This window comes from Rhizobium aethiopicum (assembly GCF_014197535.1).
Taxonomy (GTDB): Bacteria; Pseudomonadota; Alphaproteobacteria; order Rhizobiales; family Rhizobiaceae; genus Rhizobium; species Rhizobium aethiopicum_A.
Window position 1 is genome coordinate 90810 of record NZ_JACIFV010000020.1, and the last position, 19395, is coordinate 110204.

At 56.1% G+C, this 19395-nt stretch carries 18 protein-coding genes and 1 pseudogene; 3 read left to right on the forward strand and 16 right to left on the reverse strand.

From position 1 onward, the window contains the following. Positions 1-68: 68 nt before the first annotated feature. The 7 genes from GGD53_RS23165 to GGD53_RS23195 form a co-directional block, all read right to left on the reverse strand. Positions 69-1334 carry an NAD(P)/FAD-dependent oxidoreductase gene (locus GGD53_RS23165; RefSeq protein WP_004671504.1) on the reverse strand — a complete coding sequence of 422 codons (1266 nt, stop codon included), beginning with the start codon at positions 1332-1334 and terminating at the stop codon, positions 69-71. Between the two features lie 62 nt (positions 1335-1396). After that, positions 1397-1708 carry a putative quinol monooxygenase gene (locus GGD53_RS23170; RefSeq protein WP_004671505.1) on the reverse strand — a complete coding sequence of 104 codons (312 nt, stop codon included), beginning with the start codon at positions 1706-1708 and terminating at the stop codon, positions 1397-1399. A 12-nt stretch (positions 1709-1720) separates the two neighbouring features. Continuing rightward, positions 1721-2824 carry an NAD(P)-dependent alcohol dehydrogenase gene (locus tag GGD53_RS23175; protein ID WP_004671507.1) on the reverse strand — a complete coding sequence of 368 codons (1104 nt, stop codon included), beginning with the start codon at positions 2822-2824 and terminating at the stop codon, positions 1721-1723. Between the two features lie 58 nt (positions 2825-2882). Further along, complete coding sequence (locus GGD53_RS23180; RefSeq protein WP_026188838.1) at positions 2883-3881, reverse strand: ABC transporter permease; 999 nt, start codon at positions 3879-3881, stop codon at positions 2883-2885. Between the two features lie 5 nt (positions 3882-3886). After that, positions 3887-4828: an ABC transporter permease gene (locus tag GGD53_RS23185; protein WP_004671512.1), complete on the reverse strand. Its 942-nt coding sequence runs from the start codon at positions 4826-4828 to the stop codon at positions 3887-3889. A gap of 12 nt (positions 4829-4840) precedes the next feature. Continuing rightward, positions 4841-6370 (reverse strand): sugar ABC transporter ATP-binding protein, encoded by a 1530-nt coding sequence (locus GGD53_RS23190; protein WP_004671513.1) that lies wholly within the window; start codon positions 6368-6370, stop codon positions 4841-4843. Between the two features lie 55 nt (positions 6371-6425). Next, on the reverse strand, positions 6426-7514 hold the full coding sequence (locus tag GGD53_RS23195) for a substrate-binding domain-containing protein (protein ID WP_004671515.1): 1089 nt from the start codon (positions 7512-7514) through the stop codon (positions 6426-6428). A 255-nt stretch (positions 7515-7769) separates the two neighbouring features. On the opposite strand from GGD53_RS23195, the gene GGD53_RS23200 reads away from it, so the two are divergent. Then, positions 7770-8399 (forward strand): 2,3-bisphosphoglycerate-dependent phosphoglycerate mutase, encoded by a 630-nt coding sequence (locus tag GGD53_RS23200; protein ID WP_008534389.1) that lies wholly within the window; start codon positions 7770-7772, stop codon positions 8397-8399. Positions 8400-8763: 364 nt separating this feature from the next. Then, entirely contained in the window at positions 8764-9870 is a 1107-nt protein-coding gene (locus GGD53_RS23205; protein WP_004671520.1) for an NAD(P)-dependent alcohol dehydrogenase, read from the forward strand. Between the two features lie 235 nt (positions 9871-10105). On the opposite strand, the gene GGD53_RS23210 is transcribed toward GGD53_RS23205, so the two are convergent. The 8 genes from GGD53_RS23210 to GGD53_RS23245 form a co-directional block, all read right to left on the reverse strand. Further along, positions 10106-11386: a bifunctional 3,4-dihydroxy-2-butanone-4-phosphate synthase/GTP cyclohydrolase II gene (locus tag GGD53_RS23210; RefSeq protein WP_004671523.1), complete on the reverse strand. Its 1281-nt coding sequence runs from the start codon at positions 11384-11386 to the stop codon at positions 10106-10108. Positions 11387-11402: 16 nt separating this feature from the next. Then, positions 11403-11921, reverse strand: coding sequence for an NAD(P)H-dependent oxidoreductase (locus GGD53_RS23215; protein WP_004671524.1), 519 nt, complete (start codon positions 11919-11921; stop codon positions 11403-11405). Positions 11922-12281: 360 nt separating this feature from the next. After that, positions 12282-12680, reverse strand: a complete 399-nt coding sequence (locus GGD53_RS23220; protein WP_010029274.1) for a GFA family protein — start codon at positions 12678-12680, stop codon at positions 12282-12284. 11 nt (positions 12681-12691) lie between these two features. Further along, positions 12692-13987 (reverse strand): LL-diaminopimelate aminotransferase, encoded by a 1296-nt coding sequence (locus tag GGD53_RS23225; RefSeq protein WP_011053357.1) that lies wholly within the window; start codon positions 13985-13987, stop codon positions 12692-12694. Then, positions 13987-15156, reverse strand: a complete 1170-nt coding sequence (locus tag GGD53_RS23230) for an ABC transporter substrate-binding protein (protein WP_004671529.1) — start codon at positions 15154-15156, stop codon at positions 13987-13989. Before GGD53_RS23230 ends, GGD53_RS23225 begins: the two co-directional genes overlap by 1 nt. Before the next feature lie 123 nt (positions 15157-15279). Continuing rightward, complete coding sequence (locus tag GGD53_RS23235; RefSeq protein ID WP_011053356.1) at positions 15280-16401, reverse strand: LLM class flavin-dependent oxidoreductase; 1122 nt, start codon at positions 16399-16401, stop codon at positions 15280-15282. A 60-nt stretch (positions 16402-16461) separates the two neighbouring features. Then, complete coding sequence (locus GGD53_RS23240; RefSeq protein ID WP_004671531.1) at positions 16462-16869, reverse strand: carboxymuconolactone decarboxylase family protein; 408 nt, start codon at positions 16867-16869, stop codon at positions 16462-16464. A gap of 72 nt (positions 16870-16941) precedes the next feature. After that, complete coding sequence (locus tag GGD53_RS23245; RefSeq protein ID WP_008534378.1) at positions 16942-17451, reverse strand: flavin reductase family protein; 510 nt, start codon at positions 17449-17451, stop codon at positions 16942-16944. A gap of 134 nt (positions 17452-17585) precedes the next feature. Here GGD53_RS23245 and GGD53_RS23250 point away from each other — a divergent pair, with 134 nt between their 5' ends. Then, the gene (locus GGD53_RS23250) at positions 17586-18353 is read left to right on the forward strand and encodes an SDR family oxidoreductase (protein ID WP_004671535.1); all 768 of its coding nucleotides are present in this window, start codon (positions 17586-17588) and stop codon (positions 18351-18353) included. Positions 18354-18817: 464 nt separating this feature from the next. On the opposite strand, the pseudogene GGD53_RS23255 reads toward GGD53_RS23250, so the two are convergent. Continuing rightward, positions 18818-19395: pseudogene (locus tag GGD53_RS23255) on the reverse strand (IS256 family transposase); the annotation flags it as partial.

Sequence of the window (19395 nt, forward strand, 5' to 3'; positions counted from 1 at the left end):
CCCAAATGTCTGGCCTTTGATGGTCTCCATTCACGGCCCAGCAGACTCGGGCGTGCTCGCGCTAGCGACTAAACCTCATCCTTTAAGGTTTCTTTTTGCGTGATCAAACGTGCGGAGTGATGGCCGGAAACAAAGATCCATAGCCAGCTTAGTCCCACTGCCAATCTGCTCCTCGTACCTATCAGGAAGTAGATATGGGCAAGCCCCCAAATCCACCATGCAATTCCGCCCTTGAGCCGGATCTTCCCAAAGTCGATAACAGCCGAATTCGGCCCGATGGTAGCCAGGTTTCCCAGATGCCTATATCTGAACGCACTTGGAGTGGGTGTACCCAGACGTCGTGCTTCAATTACCGAAGCGACATATTTGCCTTGCTGTTTGGCGGCGGGAGCCACTCCGGGGACGGGTGTTCCATCAGCGGCCTTCACGGAGGCAGTATCTCCAATAATAAAAATCTCGGGCTTACCGCCAACAGTCAGATCTGGCTGCACGACCGCCCTACCCGCCCTGTCCTTTTCAGCACCGACCCAGGCGGCGGCGTTCGACGCTTGCACCCCCGCAGCCCAGATGACGGTCCGGCTTGAAACGAACTCATCTCCGATCGCGATGCCGTTCTCGTTGCATGCCGTCACGGGAATGCCTGTTCTCACTTCGACGCCCATCTTGATTAGCGACTGCTCGGCATATCTCGAAAGTGCTTCCGGGAACACGGGTAGGACACGTGGACCTGCCTCGATGAGAAGGATGCGCGCCGATCTGGTGTCGATGCTACGGAACTCCTCAACAAGGGTTCGTTGGGCCAGTTGCGCTATAATCCCAGCCATCTCCACGCCTGTCGGGCCTGCTCCGATTATGCTGAACGTGAGCATTGCCTTCCGCCGTTCGGGATCAGCCTCCAATTCGGCCTTCTCAAACGCGAGAAGAAGCCGCCGCCGGATGGTCGTCGCGTCTTCGAGTGCCTTTAGCCCGGGCGCAAACGGCTCCCACTCGTCCCGGCCAAAATAGGCGTGCCTTGCACCTGTCGCGAGAACGAGCGTGTCATAGGGAATAGCATTCCCATCCTTGAGCGATACTACGCGTGCCTCGGTATCAACGCCAACAACCTCGCCCAGCAGCGTCGATACATCCTTTCGTCCTCTGAACAATGCTCTGATGGGCCAGGCTATCTCCGAGGTTGCCAATACAGTCGTGGCAACTTGGTAGAGGAGCGGTTGAAAGAGGTGATGGTTGCGCCTGTCGACGATCGTTATGGAAGTGTCGGGACACTTGAGGTCCTTCGCTAACTGGAGTCCGGCAAAGCCACCGCCGACTACGACAACTCGATGCGTATCCATTTCGTCTCCCCAAACCTGCGCGCTCGGGGCGCGCGCCTCGTAGAAATGGCCATTGCGCCCGATCAGTCGCTGATACGGGTATTTACATTAATCGACGGTGGACTCACCAACAGTGGAAGAAGAGGCTCCAGCACCCGCTTGACATTAGGATGTTCGCCATGGCCAACGACAGCCGCCTCATTCTGCCAGCCGTCTAAGATGATGAAAGTGTTCGGATCGTCCGACCGCTGGTAGAGGTCGTAGTAGAGACAACCAGACTCTTCGCGGGCGGGTCCAATGAATTCTTGAAGGAGTTCTTTTACGCGATTTCGATTTTGGGACGTGGTTTTGAATTCAACGACAAGGTGCTGTTCCTCTGACTTCTTCGATGTCATTTGCGCTGGCTCCTAATTGAAAACGACGACCGGCTTGATCACTCGCCCGGCTTCGGCGTCCGCGATCGCTTCGTTGATCTTCTCGAAGGGATACTTGGTGATCAATTTTTGGAAGGGGAAAAGCCCAGCCTGATTAAGATCCATCATCTGCGGAATGAACAGCTGTGGAATCTGATCACCAAGGATCGCACCCTGGATCTTGCGATTGAACACCATTAGATCGAGGGGGATGGGAATGTCGTTCCCGAGCGCGTCGAGGCCGAGCAAGACAACGTGCCCGCCGGCACGGGTGCACTTGATCGAGTTCAGAATAACCGGAATGATGCCAACTGCGTCGATCGCGAAGTCGGCACCGCCGCCCGTCAGCGCATGGATCTGGTTGACTACGTCGGGATCTTTGCCGTTGATCGCATGTGTGGCACCAAGCCCCATGGCCATGTCTAGCCTCTGCTGATTCAGATCTATGATGATAATCTTGCTGCACCGACGAACTTTGGCGGCCATCACGGCGGCCATGCCGACAGCACCTGCGCCGAAAACGGCTATCGTCGACCCTATTTCCGGCTTCATCGCGTTTATCACTGTTCCTGCACCCGTTGCCATGCCGCACCCGAGTGGCGCAGCGTCGGTAAGGTCGAGGTCTGTTTTCGGCAAAAGCGCTGCATTGTTTTCAGTCGCAAGGATATGCGTCGCAAAGGACGACTGGCCCACGAAATTGCTGCCAATGCCAACTTCATCGCAGAGCAATGCCTTCTTACCATTCGGACGAAGCCCCGTAAGATTGTACTGGGTATAATTTTGGCAGTTCATTGGGTGAGAACGGCGGCAGTCGGCGCAGAATCCGCATGAGCTCTGGCTCAGTGCGACGTGATCACCCACTTTGAGGCTCTGAACTTCTGGTCCGACCGCCTCGACGACGCCGACGCCTTCGTGCCCCGGGATCACCGGTGCCGGCGGGCCAAAAATACCGTCGCGAAGCAGCAAGTCCGTGTGGCAGATCCCGCTCGCAACCGTGCGAACCAGGATCTCGTTGCCTTCGGGGTCAGCCAGTTCGAGTTCACGGAACTCCAGCGGGCTCTTTGGCTTCACGGCGACAGCCGCAGTGATTTTCACCATTATATTCTCCTGCGTTCTCCCGCAATTGCTACGGGAATGACTTGATCGGCCCGACGGACTAGACGCGACCCGCGCGCGCACCGTAGATGATTGCGGCAAATGCAATGATCACGCCCTGGACGATAAGCTTGCCCGGCTCCTGGATGCCGAAGACGGTCAGCATCGCGAACAGGAAGCTGAAGGCAACGACGGCAACGAACGGCCCGGCGACGCCGCCCCGGTCGACGCCGAACGTCACACCGCCGAGGATCGTGGCGGCGAGAGCATTCATGAAGGTGTCGAAGCCTGGCTTGATGGTGCCGACCGCCAACGCGGATACCTGGACCAGGGCCGCGATGCCTGTCAGGGCGCCCGCGAGCGTGTGCGAGACAAAAATCGTACGTGCCAACGGAATTCCTGTAGTTTCCGCCGCCCTCGGATTGTCGCCGACGGCCCTGAAGTAACGCCCGACGATGAGAAAGCGAAATGCGATAGAAATCAGGGCGGCGATGACGATCCACAGGACCACGGAATAGGAAAGGCCGTGGATATTGCCGCTCGTAAGTATTCGAAGCCAGCTTGGCGTTGAACCGGGCGCGCGGCCGGCGCTCATGTATTGGACGATCCCAATCAGAATGGCCGAAACACTTAGTGTGGAGATAACGGCAGAAGCGCGCACGTATGCTACGAGTATTCCGTTTACACCCCCCACAGCTAGCCCAATCACAACAGGCATGAGGACGGTCATTAGCGGTGGATAGTTGTTGAGCTGGCCCGAGCTGGCCAGATAAATCGCGAACGCGAAAATACCGCTGACAGAGAGATCGATGGATCGCACCCGCATGACAAGCGACTGGGCGAGCACCGCGATCCCGAGCGGCGCTGACTGCTTGAGGATTACAAACCAGTAGTTGGGATTTATGAGCGTGGCGCTCACTGCTGGAGCAACCGCAACCAGGATTGCGAGCACATAGTATGCGGGCGGTAGCCCGAGTATCCACGAAATGGCGCTCTTACCCCTCAATGAGCGAGATGGTGCTTCAGTTTTCGAGTCTGATGTGGTCATCGAGAAGTCCATTTCTTTCAAAGTCCGATTGTTTTGCGTCGCTGCGAAACGACGAGTACGAGAAGCAACACACCCTTGACGACCGACTGAAGAAATGCAGAGACGTTGGCCAGATTCATCACATTATTCACTGTCCCGAGGATCGCCGCGCCAACGACGGTTCCCACAATGCTTCCGATGCCCCCGGCGAGGTGGACCCCACCCAATGCTGCAGCCGTTACAGACTCAATCCCGAATGAAGCGCCGCCCTTAGGATCACCCGATGCAAGGCGACCTGCAAGAAACATCCCCGCAGCGCATGCGAATAGAGCGGAAAGAACATACGCTTTGATGATGGTGCGCTCGACGGGAACACCGTTCATCCGTGCGTTGAAGTCATTGCCGCCGGAAGCGAAGAGGTAGAGGCCGAAGGGACGACGATAGAGAATCCAGGATGCGAAGAGCGATGCCGTGATCAACCAAAACAATGAGTTAGGTACGGGGCCGATGGATCCGGCTACCGAGCCGGAAAGCCACTCCGGCACGCGCCCGCCTGGGATTGGCAAAATGATCAACGCGATACCTTGGCCGATGCCCATTGTTGTCAGCGTCATGATGATTGGATGTACATTGAGGCGCGCGACACCGTAACCGTTCGCTACTCCGAACCCCATCGCCACCGCGATGCAGATAAGCACGCGGGTTATCTCAGGAAGATCAAGCGTCATGATCGTCGTCGTTAGACTGATGACGGACCCAACCGACACGTCGAGGCCGCCAGTGAGAATGACGAACGTCTGACCGAGAGCCGAGATGACGAGCACCGTCGATTGCGCCAGGAGATTAGACAAATTCTCCGGATCCATGAAGTCCGGCAATAATATTACCGAGGCGACAACCATCACCAGGAGCGTTCCAATGGAAAGCCCGATCGCTCCCGCGCGATAAGGGAGCTTCAGGCGACTGGCAAATGAATTCATAAGTTATCCTCCTCAATGCACCGCAGCACGGGGATCCGGTGACGCACTCGCCCCCAGCGCAGTCTCGAGGATTCTTTCCTCGGTCGCCCCCTCTGCGGACATCTGCCCGACGATCTTCCTGTCATGAACGACCAAAATGCTGTCGCAGAGCCCTATAAGCTCAGCGTGCTCGCGCGACGAAACCACGACCGCACCGCCACGATCACTGAAGTCCCGCAGCAATCTGTAAATCTCTGCCTTTGCACCGACGTCGACGCCGCGCGTGGGCTCCTCAATAACGAGGATGTCCACTCCGGAGAGCAACCAGCGGCCCAGCAGCACCTTCTGCTGATTCCCGCCCGAGAGTTTACCTACGGGCGCATTGGGATCGGCGGCCGCAACTCGTAACGACTTGATCACCTCGCGGACCCTCGACACCGATCGCCACGCAACGCTTGCCATATTCCGATTGAGCTGTTTTCCCAGCGCGATGTTGTCGTAGATAGGCAGGCGCAGGAACAGCCCTTCCTGCTTCCTGTCCTCAGGGATAAAACCGATTCCTGATGCGACCGCGCGAGCGAACCCTGACCCTACATTCACCACGTGCATGCTGTTGTCGGGGCCGGCACGCCACACGGCGATGGCCTTTGGCGATTCAACGCCCACAATGGCACGCATTATCTCTCGCTGGCCCTGTCCTTCGAGCCCTGCCAGCCCGATGATTTCACCTTTTCTGACAACGAAAGTGACTGTCGAGCTGCTGTCGTCGAGGCGCAAGTCCGAAACCTCCAGCATTGCCGCTCCGGTGGCCTGCGAGCGCGGCGGAAAGAAGTTCTGAAGTTCGCGACCAACCATTGTCGCTACCAGCGTTTGCAAGTTGAAGTCCTGCGCTCTTGCAGTCCTTACCCAAGCGCCATCTTTCATGACGGTGATGGTGTCGCATAGTTCGAAGACTTCATTCATGCGATGAGAGATGTAGACGACAGCCTTATGTTGAGCCTTAAGGTCGCGGATAACCTTGAAAAGATGCGCGACATCGGTCGAGTTCAACGCCGCCGTTGGCTCGTCGAAGATGAATACGTCCGCGTTCGACGTAAGTCCCTTCGCGATCTCTACTGCCTGCTGCTGCGCGACAGTCAGTGTCTCGACGATCGCGGTTGCGTCGAGCTGTGGAAATACGTCAGCCAGCAAAGCGCGAGCGCGTTTCACTACCTCGACGCTATCGATCGAACCGTCAATGCGACGAGGTTCGTGGCCCAGGAACATGTTCTCAGCAACGGTGAGATTGGGGATCAGGGTAAACTCCTGAAACACCGTCGACACTCCCGCCAACCGTGCCTCCTTAGGGGAACGGAAATTGACTTCCTCCCCGCGGAGCCGAACACTTCCTGCGCCCGGCTGATATACCCCCGCCAGAATACGCATCAGGGTGGACTTCCCCGCGCCGTTTTCCCCCATCAGAGCGTGCACGGAGCCACGTTCCAGGGAAAAGCGAACGTCCGAAAGGACTTTCGTGAAACCAAACGATTTGTTGATGCCGACCATCTCGACAAGCGTGCTCATGGGAATTTCCATCTTCGACAGGGATACGGGCACGAGTGATCGTGCCCGTAGTTCATCAAGCCTTGAAATAATCAAGGAGCTTTTCGTTCGGCATTTCGGTCGGCGCCCAGTACGCATCAGTGAGATCTGCGCGATAGAACTGGGAGAGCGTCTCGTCGGTGATCGGCTTGGGGCGGTTCGTCCAGTTACGCTGAATCGGCTTCCCATCCAGCAAGGCGAAGGCGGCCCGTAGCGCGGCAGTAGACAGAGCGGGTGGGCAAATCGGACCGATCGAGGAAAGTTTTTCGTCATTCCAACGACGCATCCAGCCGTTAAGTGCTTCGCCCGTGATTGGCGGGATCGTTGAGGCGCCAGCCTCCTGCAAGGCATCCAAAACGCCAAGAGACATGTTGGCTCCATCGGTCCAGATGCCCGCGACATCTGGGTCGGAGAGATACAAGCTTTCGGCGATCTTCTTTGAGTCCTCATAAGACCAGCTTCCGTGCTGGGTCGACGTGATCTGAAGTCCAGACTTGCTGAAGACTTCCATGGCGCCTGCATAACGATCTGCATCGATGGGATGCCCGGCGACGCCACGCAGAACCCATACCTTGCCCTTGTTGCCAAGCTTGTCGACGAGGAACTGAGCCATCACGCGCCCGAAATAGAAGTCGTCGCCCTGGACCTGAACCGTAAACTCCTCGGTGTCGACGCGTCCGAGATAGACTACGGTTGGAATGCCAGCAGCCTTTGCCTTCTTGATGCCCTCGACGGCGGAACCGGTGGTTAGCGGTGCGATGATGATCGCATCGACCTTCTGGGCGATCAGATCCTCGATATCGGCAACTTGTTTGGAGGCATTGAGATCAGCGCTCCGGAACTGGTAATCAGCGATCCGATCCTTGTTCTTTTTTATTTCATATTCGGCTTCAAACGCCGTCTGGTAGGTATGCGTTGAACCAGCGAGGCCGTAGTGGCTGTGTCCGATCTTCCACGGGCCTGACTTCTTGAACTTACCCGCGTCGACAATTGGGTTGGCGCCTTCGGAGGGCCAAGTGTCAGGTAGGAGACTGATCGCGTCGTCGGCGCGAAGAATCCCCGGCATTCCGAACGTGCCGGCTACAGCAATTGCCCCGCTCGCTTGTAGAAATGTACGTCTCTTCATGAAAATTCCTCCTCCGGCCGCTCTGGGCGGCATTGTCTGTTAAGGCGAGAGCCTTGCCTTCCCAAGCCGTGCCGGACTCTCCTCAATACGGCGGAGTGCATTGGTATGAGCTATCAGACAATCTGTCAATAAATATAAACTTCGACGTTTGTTTTTTCGACATCGTTTTGTTTTCACTTGCACATAGTCGCACTTGACGGATTGTCCGATAGTGCGACAATATTCGTGTTCGCTAAATCGATGGGAGGGTTATGAATGTCCACTCTGGTGATTGTCCGGCATGGCCAAAGCGAAGGGAACGCGCGCGGGGAGTTCACGGGTACGAGCGACGTGCCGCTCACACAGGAGGGCTGGTCTGAGAGCAGGCGAGCCGGCTCACTGCTCGCGAACCTCGGCATCTCGTTCGATATTGCGTTTAGTTCTGCCCTCTTGCGCACAGTCGACACTTGCAGAGCGATTTTGAACGAAACCAACGGCGATCTGCTGGAGCCAATCAGGAGAACCGAGTTGAACGAACGCGACTACGGACAGCTCACCGGCATCAACAAGAACGTGGCACGTGAGCGGTGGGGCCAGGATGTTGTCCAGGTTTGGCGCCGCTCGTACAGCACTCCACCACCTGGGGGAGAAAGCATACGGGACATAAGCGCGAGGGTTCTGCCCTTTTTGATAAGCGAAGTGTTCCCCCCCTTGTTGAGAGGGAAATCGGTTCTTGTGGTGGCCCACGGGAATACGATCAGGTCACTAAAGCAGGGCATCGAACGCCTCACGATCCAGGATACGCTCGCTATTGAGTCACCGACCGCCGCGCCAACTGTATACCGGATTGCGTCGGACCTCTCGATCATCGAGAAGACTAACGTCCTGGTTGGTACTGTCTGTTAAGCCTGGCTGGCAGTAGCATCGTTTGTAGTCGGTTGAACTTGGCAATACCGGTGTCTCGAAGCTGTCGATAGCCTTCAGAACCGGCTCGACGTCGGCAAGCGACGCCATCCGGCTCGCCTCACACGTTGCTACTAAATTTTCGTCTGCCGATCTTTCAGCCCAAAGCGGGACAAAACGCATGCTCCCTTTCGAACATGCATCGGAACCCTTTGATCACTTCAAATCAGCGTTCACTCGTGACTTTGCAAAAATGCAGCCCTGCTCCGGTTGAACTGATCTAATTTAATAGAGTAATTATTGACTGATTGTCTGACGATGAGTACGTTCGCGCGAATTGCGTTGTGAGCCTTGGAGGAACAGTTACATGAAGCAGGCATATGCGGCGGTCTCGCGCGAAAAGGCGAAGCCCTTGATCTTGGAGTGCATAGGGATTGAGGAACCTCGTGCAGACGAGATTTTGGTCCGCATCGTCGCATCGGGGGTATGTCATACCGACCTGGTGGTCAGGGACCAGGGATATGACGTACCTCAACCTGTTGTGTTGGGACACGAAGGCTCTGGCGTCGTCGAGGCCGTCGGGAGCGCAGTTAAAGATCTTGTGCCCGGTGATCACGTTGCTTTGAGCTACGCCTATTGCGGCAAGTGCGAAAAGTGCCTTTCCGGTACACCTTTCTACTGCGAGGACTTCTTCGGTCGCAATTTCCGCGGCACTCGTCCGGATGGCACCTGCCCGATCCATGATTCTCACGGGAAACAGATTAGTGGCTGCTTCTTCGAGCAGTCGTCTTTTGCAACCTACGCCATCGCCAGCGAACGAAACGCCGTGAAGGTTGCAAAGGATGTTCCACTCGAGTTGATCGGACCGCTCGGGTGCGGGCTTCAGACCGGTGCTGGCGCGGTACTGAATTGCCTCAAGCCGAAGCCCGGCTCGTCAATAGCAGTGTTCGGTGCTGGTGCGGTTGGAATGGCGGCTACGATGGCCGCGAAAATCGCCGGATGCGCGACCATCATCGTGATCGACTTGAACGATGAACGGCTGGAACTTTCGCGCGAACTCGGGGCGACGCACACGATAAATGCCCGCAAATTGGACAGCGTTGCCGCGATCAGGAAGATCGTCCCCGCAGGCGTTGATTTCAGCTTGGAATGCACGAGTTCGCCGCGAGTTTTCCGTCAGGCAGTCGACTGCCTTGGTACGCCGGGAACATGCGGTCTCGTTGGCTCGTCCGCTCTCGGCACTGAAGGCACGATCGATATCGGGAACTTCCTTTTCGGCCGCACATTGATCGGCGTTGTCGAAGGACAAAGCGTTCCGTCCGAGTTCGTCCCGCAGTTGATCGAGTATTGGCAGCAGGGACTTTTCCCGTTCGACAAACTGGTTCAGTTCTATGACCTCGACCAGATCAACGAGGCGATGGCTGATTCCGAGAGCGGCAAAGTCATTAAGCCGATCCTTCGCATGAAGCATTAGTTTTGCGAGACTTTTCGAAAGACAAGACGGACCGCGATTAAATGCGATCCGTCGGAACAGCCGTGCTCAAGACGAGATATGGTCGAACGCTGCTTTCGATGCAATCGCGGGCCACATCACTCCGATAGGCCTGCACGAATGATGTGCTGGCAGGGCCCACGCAAAAGCTCTAGGACTCTGCCGGTCAAAGGCGGCCCCCTACAATCACCGGCAGGTAAGTGGCGGGGCGGCTCCGTTATCCAAGGGGTCCAGAGAACACCTGCGCGCCAAACACTGAAAAGACGTTGCTCCGGCCGACGTGTTCAGCTGACGTGTCCTGGTCCAACAGGTGGCCAAACCGATCGCGCTTTGTCTTAAAATAAGTGATGTTGGACGCGCTAGATGCGGCGATCAGACTCTGGCGAGACGACACGATGACGCCTGACGTTCGCAGCGCCTCTATTTTTGTAGGATTGTTGGTCAGAAGCCGAACGCTGCCGATACCGAGGTCGCGGATGATATCCGCCGCTGCGTTATATTCGCGGGAATCAGATGCGAAGCCGAGTTCCCGATTTGCCTCAAGAGTATCACGACCATGATCCTGCAGGCTGTAAGCCGCAATTTTGTTTCCTAAGCCAATGCCACGCCCCTCTTGCCCACGCATGTAGATCACGCAACCAGCGCCCGCTAACTGGACCGCCCGAAGAGCCATTTCGAGCTGTTGACCGCAGTCGCATCGCATGGACCGGAACGCCTCACCTGTCAGACATTCAGAATGCACCCGTACCAGAACGTCTTCCTTCTCGCACAACTCGCCAAGTGTCAAAGCTAAGTGTTCCGTTCCCGTCAAACTATCGCGATAAGCAATTGCCTTGAAATCCCCAAACCGCGTTGGCATAAAGGACTGCGCGTAACGCTTTACCCTCGTATCACGACTCCTGCAGTACTCAATCAAAGCGTCGATCGTTACTATGTGCAGGCCATGTTCGATTGCGAACTTCTCGAGATCTGGCAGTCGAGACATGGTTCCGTCGTCATTGGCGATCTCGCAGATTACGCCAGCCGGCGCCAGGCCGGCAAGTCGTGCAAGATCCACGGCAGCTTCGGTGTGGCCAGGACGGCCCAGGACACCGAGACGATTTGCACGCAAAGGAAAAATGTGACCCGGTCGCGATAGGTCTTCCGGCCGCGTCTGCGGATCGATGAGCGACTTGACGGTTGCTGCTCGATCTTCGGCTGAAATCCCTGTCGTTGTGCCGTGTTTGCAATCGACGGAAACGGTAAATGCCGTCTGCAGTGAGTCCGAATTACGTGTGACCATCAGGGGGATCTCGAGTTTGTCGAGACGTTCGGCTGGAAGTGGCACGCAGATAAGGCCTCTCGCATATTTCATCATGAAAGCGATGTGCTCAGCTGTTATTTTTTCGGCAGCAACGACTAGGTCGCCTTCGTTCTCCCGGTTTTCGTCGTCGACCACGATAACCATCTCGCCCGCTTCGATCGCCTCGATCGCCTCATCTATGCTCGAAAAAGACATGGAATCCTCCTCCTTATTATGGGCTGACGGCGCGACGCGCGGCATCGAGCTCTCTGTCGACAAGCGCGCGCAGGTTCTCAGAAAGAGCATCGTTCTGAAAATCTTCATCGAGAGCGAAAATGAAACGGCTATGTATTTGCGCTTCGAAAAAGTCGAATAAGGCTTCCATCGAGGCTTCGACGAGCGGCTTGTGACTCGATGCTTTACCGGTTGCAAAAGGGATCACATAGCGGCCCTTAAGCGCTTTCATGTCGACAAGGTCGAATAAATGCTTCAGCAACCCAGTGTAAGATGCTTTGTAGACCGGACTACCAACAACTAGCACGTCACTAGCCAAAATATCGTTGAGTGCCGCTTTAACAATCTCAGCGGCGCTGGAGGGCAACACTGTTGCCCCAAGGTGCGGATGAAGGTCGACAAGGTCCCAGCAGCTTGCTTCGTTGCCGGACGCGCGCACCCGATCCACCATGAAGTCTGCTACGGCCCGGGTTTTCGAGGGGCGCGATAAATTCCCCGTTATTACAACAACTTTCATGTCACAGGACTCCCAACATTCTCGCATAAGACAATCTTACAATTTTCACTCACACCGCAATGGAGGTCGTTGAGGACCCGTGGGGGCAAAAATAGTCCTGCGGTGTCCTGAGCCCTCACAACCCGTAATTTCCCAACCTCGAAGGCTGGATTGCTTCGCAGAAGTCTTCTGTCTCGTACGACTTTATTCTCTCAATGGGTGGGCTCGCCGTGCAAGCGCACCTACTGTCTGCAATCCCTGCCGCTTTTACCGACCCAGCACGTTTGCGTTAGAACCTCCTGGACACGGAATGAGGCGTTGCCGCTTGATATACGGTCGCCGTGGCTCCACCTCAGTTACGACAGGTAGTATCCCGGTCACTTACGGGAACTCTGGTGAGCTTGCCTTCGATGGATCATGGGCGAGCCAAGGTTCCGCATGCGATACCCATACGTTTGACATCGGCACACTTCCAGGATCGGTATCGAACGTGCCGGCTCTAACGACTTTGAGCTCCGGGCTGGCCGGCCGCTCCGCATAAACGTGCGAGCCACATACCGAACAAAACCACCGCAGCTTTCCAGGCGTCGATTCGAAGCTATGAAGCGTATCTTGGCCTGTAAGGATCTTGAAGTGCTCGCTTTTCACCTTCGCAGCGGTATTGTGATCAGCGGCGTGTGACTTCCGGCATGTTTGACAGAAGCAATTCCACATGGGTCCATCAATTTCCTGAACCTGGTACGTTACCGCTTTGCATTGGCATGATCCGAAGATTGGCATCGGGTATCCTTTCACTGATTCATTACGTTGATTTCAAATTTCTCGTCGCCGCTAAGCCAGCGTTTGATGTTGCGCGCAGCCTGGCGGATGCGGTGTTCGTTCTCGACGAGCGCCAGACGGACGTAGTCGTCGCCCATTTCGCCGAAGCCGATACCCGGTGCAACGGCGACGTCGGCCTTCTCGACCAGCAGCTTGGAAAACTCCAGCGAACCGAGATGACGGAACTTTTCCGGGATCTTTGCCCAGGCGAACATGGTGGCAGCCGGCGGCGGCACGTCGAAGCCGGCCTTCCCGAAGCTTTCGACCATGACGTCGCGGCGACGCTTGTAGACGTTGCGAACCTCCGCAATGTCGGAACCGTCGCCGTTCAGCGCATGGGTCGCGGCCACCTGGATCGGCGTGAAGGCGCCGTAGTCGAGATAGGACTTGACGCGGGTGAGCGCCGCGATCAGCCGCTCGTTGCCGACGGCAAAGCCCATGCGCCAGCCGGGCATGGAAAAGGTCTTCGACATCGAGGTGAATTCGACGGTCACATCCATTGCACCCGGCACTTCGAGAACCGATGGCGGCGGAGCGCCGTCGAAGTAGATCTCGGAATAGGCAAGGTCGGAAAGCACGATGATGTCATGCTTCTTGGCGAAGGCGACGACGTCCTTATAGAAATCGAGCGTCGCGACGAGGGCCGTCGGGTTCGACGGATAGTTGAGGATCAGCGCCAACGGCTTCGGGATCGAATGCCGGACCGCCCGCTCCAGCGGCGGGAAAAAGCTCTCATCCGGCTCAACCGACATCGAGCGGATCACGCCGCCGGCCATCAGGAAGCCGAAGGCGTGGATCGGATAGGTCGGGTTCGGGCAGAGGATCACGTCGCCGGGCGCGGTGATCGCCTGCGCCATGTTGGCGAAGCCTTCCTTGGAGCCCAAGGTGGCGACCACCTGGGTATCCGGGTTGAGCTTGACACCGAAACGGCGGGCATAATAGGCGGCCTGGGCACGGCGCAGCCCCGGAATGCCCTTGGAGGAGGAATAGCGGTGGGTGCGCGGATCCTGCACGACCTCGCACAGCTTGTCGACGATCGACTGAGGAGTGGGAAGGTCGGGGTTTCCCATGCCGAGATCAATGATATCGGCGCCGCCCGCTCGCGCGCTTGCTTTCAAACGGTTGACCTGTTCGAAAACATAAGGCGGCAAACGTTGAATTCTGTGAAAGTCCAGCACACTATTTCCAATCAAATCGCAGATACCTCCCGCGCCGATTATAGAAACCGACGCGGGAGGCTGGGAGGTCTCCTTCCGGAGAACATTCATTACTTCTTCGGCCGCCAAGCTAACGGATCTTCAGGACGTTCGAAGTAGTTTGCAGCGACGTCTGCAGGCCACCAGCCGTTGTTCTTCGGCTCGATCCAATCCGTGGAATTGGGATCGCAATCTTCCTTCAGCACTTCCTTCACGTCATCAATGGTGTAAGGAAGCGCAGGACGAAGAATCGACTGGATCTTTGGTCCCTGGCCTTCAAGCGTTCGCATCATGACGTCCCACACAAGGCGGGCATCAGACCGCGGCGGCCAGAAATGGAAGCTCTTGCTTATGAAATCAGGGTTCTTACGCCAGTAGCAGGCTGCCGAAGCCTCACCCCCGAGCACGATAGGCATCATGTCGCGGCCGGATTGCTGTACTGCGTTCACGACACCGTTTTCTGAAGCGGACTGAACGAGAATGCCATTAACCTCAGCAAGATTGGTGGCAAGAAACTTCTGAACCTCAACCTGGGCGACCTGGTCGGTCCATTTGCCAGCTATCGTGCCTACAATTTTGATACCGGGGAATTTATCGAACGCGTTCTTCGCGCCGATGTCGAAGCTGTCCGATGATGCGAAACCGGGGATGCCCGATACCATCAGGACGTTGCCTTTTTCACCGATTTCCTTGGCAAGCCATTCAGCAGCCTTGTAGCCACCGTCGGTGTTATTCTCTGTGGCATTGATTGCGTAGGGTGATGTGACATAGCCCGAGACTGAGAAGACTGGCACGCCTTTCGAATGAGCATACTCTATGGTCTTGTTAAGTGCGGTAATGTTCGAGCAGCAAATGACGATCGCATCAACACCGTCGTCAACCATCTGCCGCATCTGCTGGATTTGGACAGCGTCTTTGAGGTCAGACTGCGTGACGATTAGATCGGAGACTAGGCCTGCTTCCTTATATCTCGGAAGCAATACGTTGGTGAATTCGTCCAGGATGTTCGCGCGCCAGGTATTACCGGCATATGTGGATGCATAACCAATTTTCCACGGCGGTGGACGTTTTGGAACAAAATCTTTGTACACCGTCCCCCCGAGCGGAATGGCGGGATCGATATTCTCGTAAAGCGCCTTTTGGTCCGGCGGCAACGAATCGAGGCCGTCAGCCTTCGCCACGCCGTTCATGTGATAAAGGCTCGACAGCGTAAAAAGCGCTGCAACGATTTTCTTCAGCATTCAGGGCCTCCTCCCCTTGTGGTTCCGCTCAACCGCCGGCCCCTTTGGCCGCCAGCCGCGAAAATCCTGCCAGAATCTGGCAGAGTTCGTGTCGGGACGGCAATCGCCGTCCCGAGGACTGGTTCAGTTGCGCAGACCGGCTTGCTTGAGCAGCGGCATGACACGGTCGTTAAAGAAGGGAAGTTCCTCGTTGTAATCGACCATTGTCAGCAAGGCGCCGTTGACGCCTGTATTGCTGAGATCCACGAGCTTGTCGGCGACTTGTTCTGGATTGCCGACGATCGGGTATCCACCCCAGCCAGCGACGAAGCGTTCCTTGAATTTTTGATACATTTCGGCAGAATGGTTTTGAGATTGCACCTGCAGAACTTCACAGATGTTCTCGCATGCCTCCCAGTCACCCTTCTGGTTGACGTAGTAGTCGTAGTATTCCTTTGCTTCCTTCTCCGTTTCGCGAACGATAACGGGGCAAGCTGTGAATGTGCCAAGATCACGGTTATATTCAGTACGCGCCAGGTCCTTCACCTTTTTGACCCAGGCAGCGCCGGATTCCATGTCTTGCATGAAGCCGAAGTTGAAGTCGCAGAACTTGGCGGTGAAATGCAGTCCCTTGCCCGAGGCGCCGGCGCAGATCAGGAGCGGGCGACCCGCCTTGTTGTAGGGTTTGGGTTCACTGAAGGCGTCTTTGACTTTGAGGAACTCGCCTTCGAAGGTAACGCCATTGCGTTTCCAGAGCGTCTCGACGATATCCATCCATTCAGTGGCGTATTCATAGCGGGTGTCGTGCTCCATCATAGGAACTCCGAACATTTCCATTTCGGGAGTGAACCAGCCGGTAACGAGATTGAGGCCGTATCGACCCTTCGAGATGTGATCGATTGTTGTCGCCATCTTGGTTGCAACAATCGGGTTTAGCGTCGGAATGTGAGTCGTTGAGAAGAACTGGAGCTTCGTGGTGACCGCCGCGAGAGCGGCCGCCCAGGTGAACGTATCCATGTTCACGCCATTGAAGTTTGAAGGACCGCCAAAACCACGCCAGCGTGCAATCGGCACCATGCATTCCCAACCGGCTGCCTCAAGCTTCTTTGCAATCTCGACGTTGTGGTCGAAGGTAGGTTCGAACGTTGTCTCAGCGAGCGTAATCGCGCATGCATTCGAGCAATTCGTGCCAAATACGCCGAGCTTGAGCTTGTTATCATTGAACATTGGGTTTCCGGCAGCGCGGAAATCGTCTTGTGCGGTCACTGTAGTCCCTCCTCGGGCTGGCAACGGATGATGCTCAGCCCACTCAAATGCGTTGAATAACTAGATGCCCATCTCGTCGAAAACTTCCGCTGCCACGCGGAAGCTGTCGATGGCCGCAGGAACACCGCAGTAAATCGAAACCTGGAGGAAAACCTCCCGAATTTCCTCTTTGGTAAGACCGTTGTTGATTGCTCCGCGAACATGCAGTTTCAGCTCATGCGGACGATTGAGGGCCGAAATCATCCCGAGATTGAGGATGCTGCGCTGCTTGCGCTCCAGGCCCGGCCGATTCCAAATCGCGTCCCAGCAGTATTCTGTGACGAGGGTTTGCATCGGCCAATTGAAGTCGGTGGCTTTGCTGACCGACGCATCAACATAGCCCCCCCCCAAGACTTCGCGCCGGGTCTTTAGTCCGCGCTCAAAGCGCTCTGTGACTTCACGTCCATGAATTTCTCTTGCGGGTGCCATATTGCTCACGCTTTTCTCCTTGCCGCCCTTGGGCTTTCGATGAGTGATGTGATTGGTGGTTAAAGCCACCTACTATGCGGCCGATCCACTGATGGACGACGACCTGACGAGTTGACCGTTTTCGTAGAGAAGCGGCGCGATTGACTCGATGAACCGTGCTTCGAGCACTTCTCCGAGCACAACATCATGCGTTCCAACGTGAACGACATCTTTTAGCTTGCAGACAAACGCCGCCTGCGCATCGGACAGGACCGGCATGCCGTCGAGAGACAGCCACTCGCCGTAATGAAAGCGCTCTTCACCCTTCAATTGCCCACTGAACAGCGGCACAAGATCGGCATGTGAAAGATGCAGCATGTTCACGGCGAACTTCCCGGAGATCTTCAAAGGCTGATTCACCGAAGCCGATTGGTTGATGCAGACAAGAACAGTTGGTGGGTCCGCGGTAACCGACTGGACCGCGGTGGCGGCCATGCCATGACGGACCCCGTTGAGTTCGGTCGTGATCAAGCAGATGGTTGATGTGAACCGACGCATAGCTGCCTTAAAAGCCAACTGCGCCTCAGTGCTGGTATCGGCCATATTGTCCTCCCACGGCCAAATTCGATCGAGCCTAGATAAACAGATCAGCAGACAATCTGTCAACTGGATTTTCACAATTGACAGATTGTCTGCTAAAATGTCTTCTAAGGCACCCAAAAATGAGGAGATGGTCGATGGATTTGAATCAAAGAGTTTGTATCGTCACAGGGGGCGGCAGCGGCATTGGTCGTGCGACAGCCGAGCTTTTCGCAAAGAACGGCGCCTATGTGGTTGTTGCTGATGTCAATGAAGACGCCGCGGTTCGTGTGGCGAACGAGATCGGCTCGAAGGCTTTCGGTGTTCGCGTCGACGTCTCGTCCGCCAAGGACGCGGAAAGCATGGTTGAGAAGACGACCGCAAAGTGGGGCCGGGTCGACGTGCTCGTCAATAATGCCGGGTTCGGAACGACGGGGAATGTGGTGACCATTCCTGAAGAAACTTGGGACCGGATTATGTCCGTAAACGTCAAAGGGATCTTCCTTTGCTCAAAGTACGTCATTCCTGTTATGCGACGGAACGGCGGAGGTTCGATCATCAATACGACTTCCTACACCGCAACCTCAGCAATCGCGGACAGGACTGCCTACGTAGCATCGAAAGGAGCAATATCTTCGCTGACGCGCGCGATGGCCATGGATCATGCGAAAGAGGGAATTCGTGTCAACGCGGTCGCTCCAGGGACAATCGACTCTCCTTACTTCACGAAAATCTTCGCCGAAGCGAAGGACCCCGCGAAGCTTCGCAGCGATTTCAACGCCCGTGCCGTCATGGATCGGATGGGGACAGCTGAAGAGATTGCTGAAGCAATGCTTTTTCTTGCGTCCGATCGTTCGAGGTTCGCGACCGGTAGCATTCTGACGGTCGATGGCGGCTCCTCGATCGGAAACCACCTGGTCAAGTGAAGGAAAGGGCGGCACTCGTCATGCCCTTACATTTGAGGCAGGAACACCGGGTATAAGGCTCCAGCCTCGTTGATCATTGACGTGTTCCTAACCCGTCAATGACAGCACAGAGCTGTTGGCCTAGGCGCAGCTCTTGTCGGACTTGCGGCACGCTCCAGCAAATATGATAGAGAAGGAGAAGGACTGCCGGCGACAACTAGATCTAACAGCGGAAACTGGATCAAGGACATTTCGCAATTTTTGTCGAATAACCCCACGATGTCGGTCAGATGACGTCATGCGAGTGCCGACCTTCCGGAATAGCCGCATGCTGGTTCCGAATGCCCTCTATCGCAACGCTGTCGGCATAAGTTTAGTCCGGAATACAAGGTGATACGATCGTGTCCCGGGAGGTGGTGTAGGTCGCGGCTGATGGCCGTGCTTTCCCGACATGGGTCGGAAGGGGATATCAGCGTGCCACAGCGGGGCAGGCTGATTTGGGGCTCATCTCATTTGGGCCATGGTCTCAAGCGTCATATACTTGGCGCGTTGAACGGCCCATTCGTCATTCTGTTCGAGCAGCAGTGCGCCGACGAGACGGACGATGGCTTCGTCGTTCGGAAAGATGCCGACGACCTCGGTGCGTCGCTTGATTTCGCCGTTGAGACGCTCAATTGGATTCGTCGAGTGCAGCTTTGCCCGGTGCTCTTTCGGGAAGGTCATGTAGGCGAGCACGTCCTCTTCAGCGTCGTCCATGATGGTGGCAAGCTTCGGCACTTTCGGCCTGATTTGATCGGCGACACTGCGCCATTGTGCGGCTTGCTGCCTCCGGGGTCTCCTGGGCAAAGGCCGTCGCGATGAAGGCGGATACGACCCGCCTGCCGCTCTTTCCAGCATGCGCGAGCACGTTCCTCATGAAGTGAACCCGGCACCTTTGCCAAGTGGCATTGAGAACCTTGGAAACGGCAGCCTTGATGCCCTCATGTGCATCAGAGACAACCAACTTCACCCCGCGTAGACCGCGGCGCGTTAGCCTGCGCAGGAATTCCGTCCAGATCGGTTC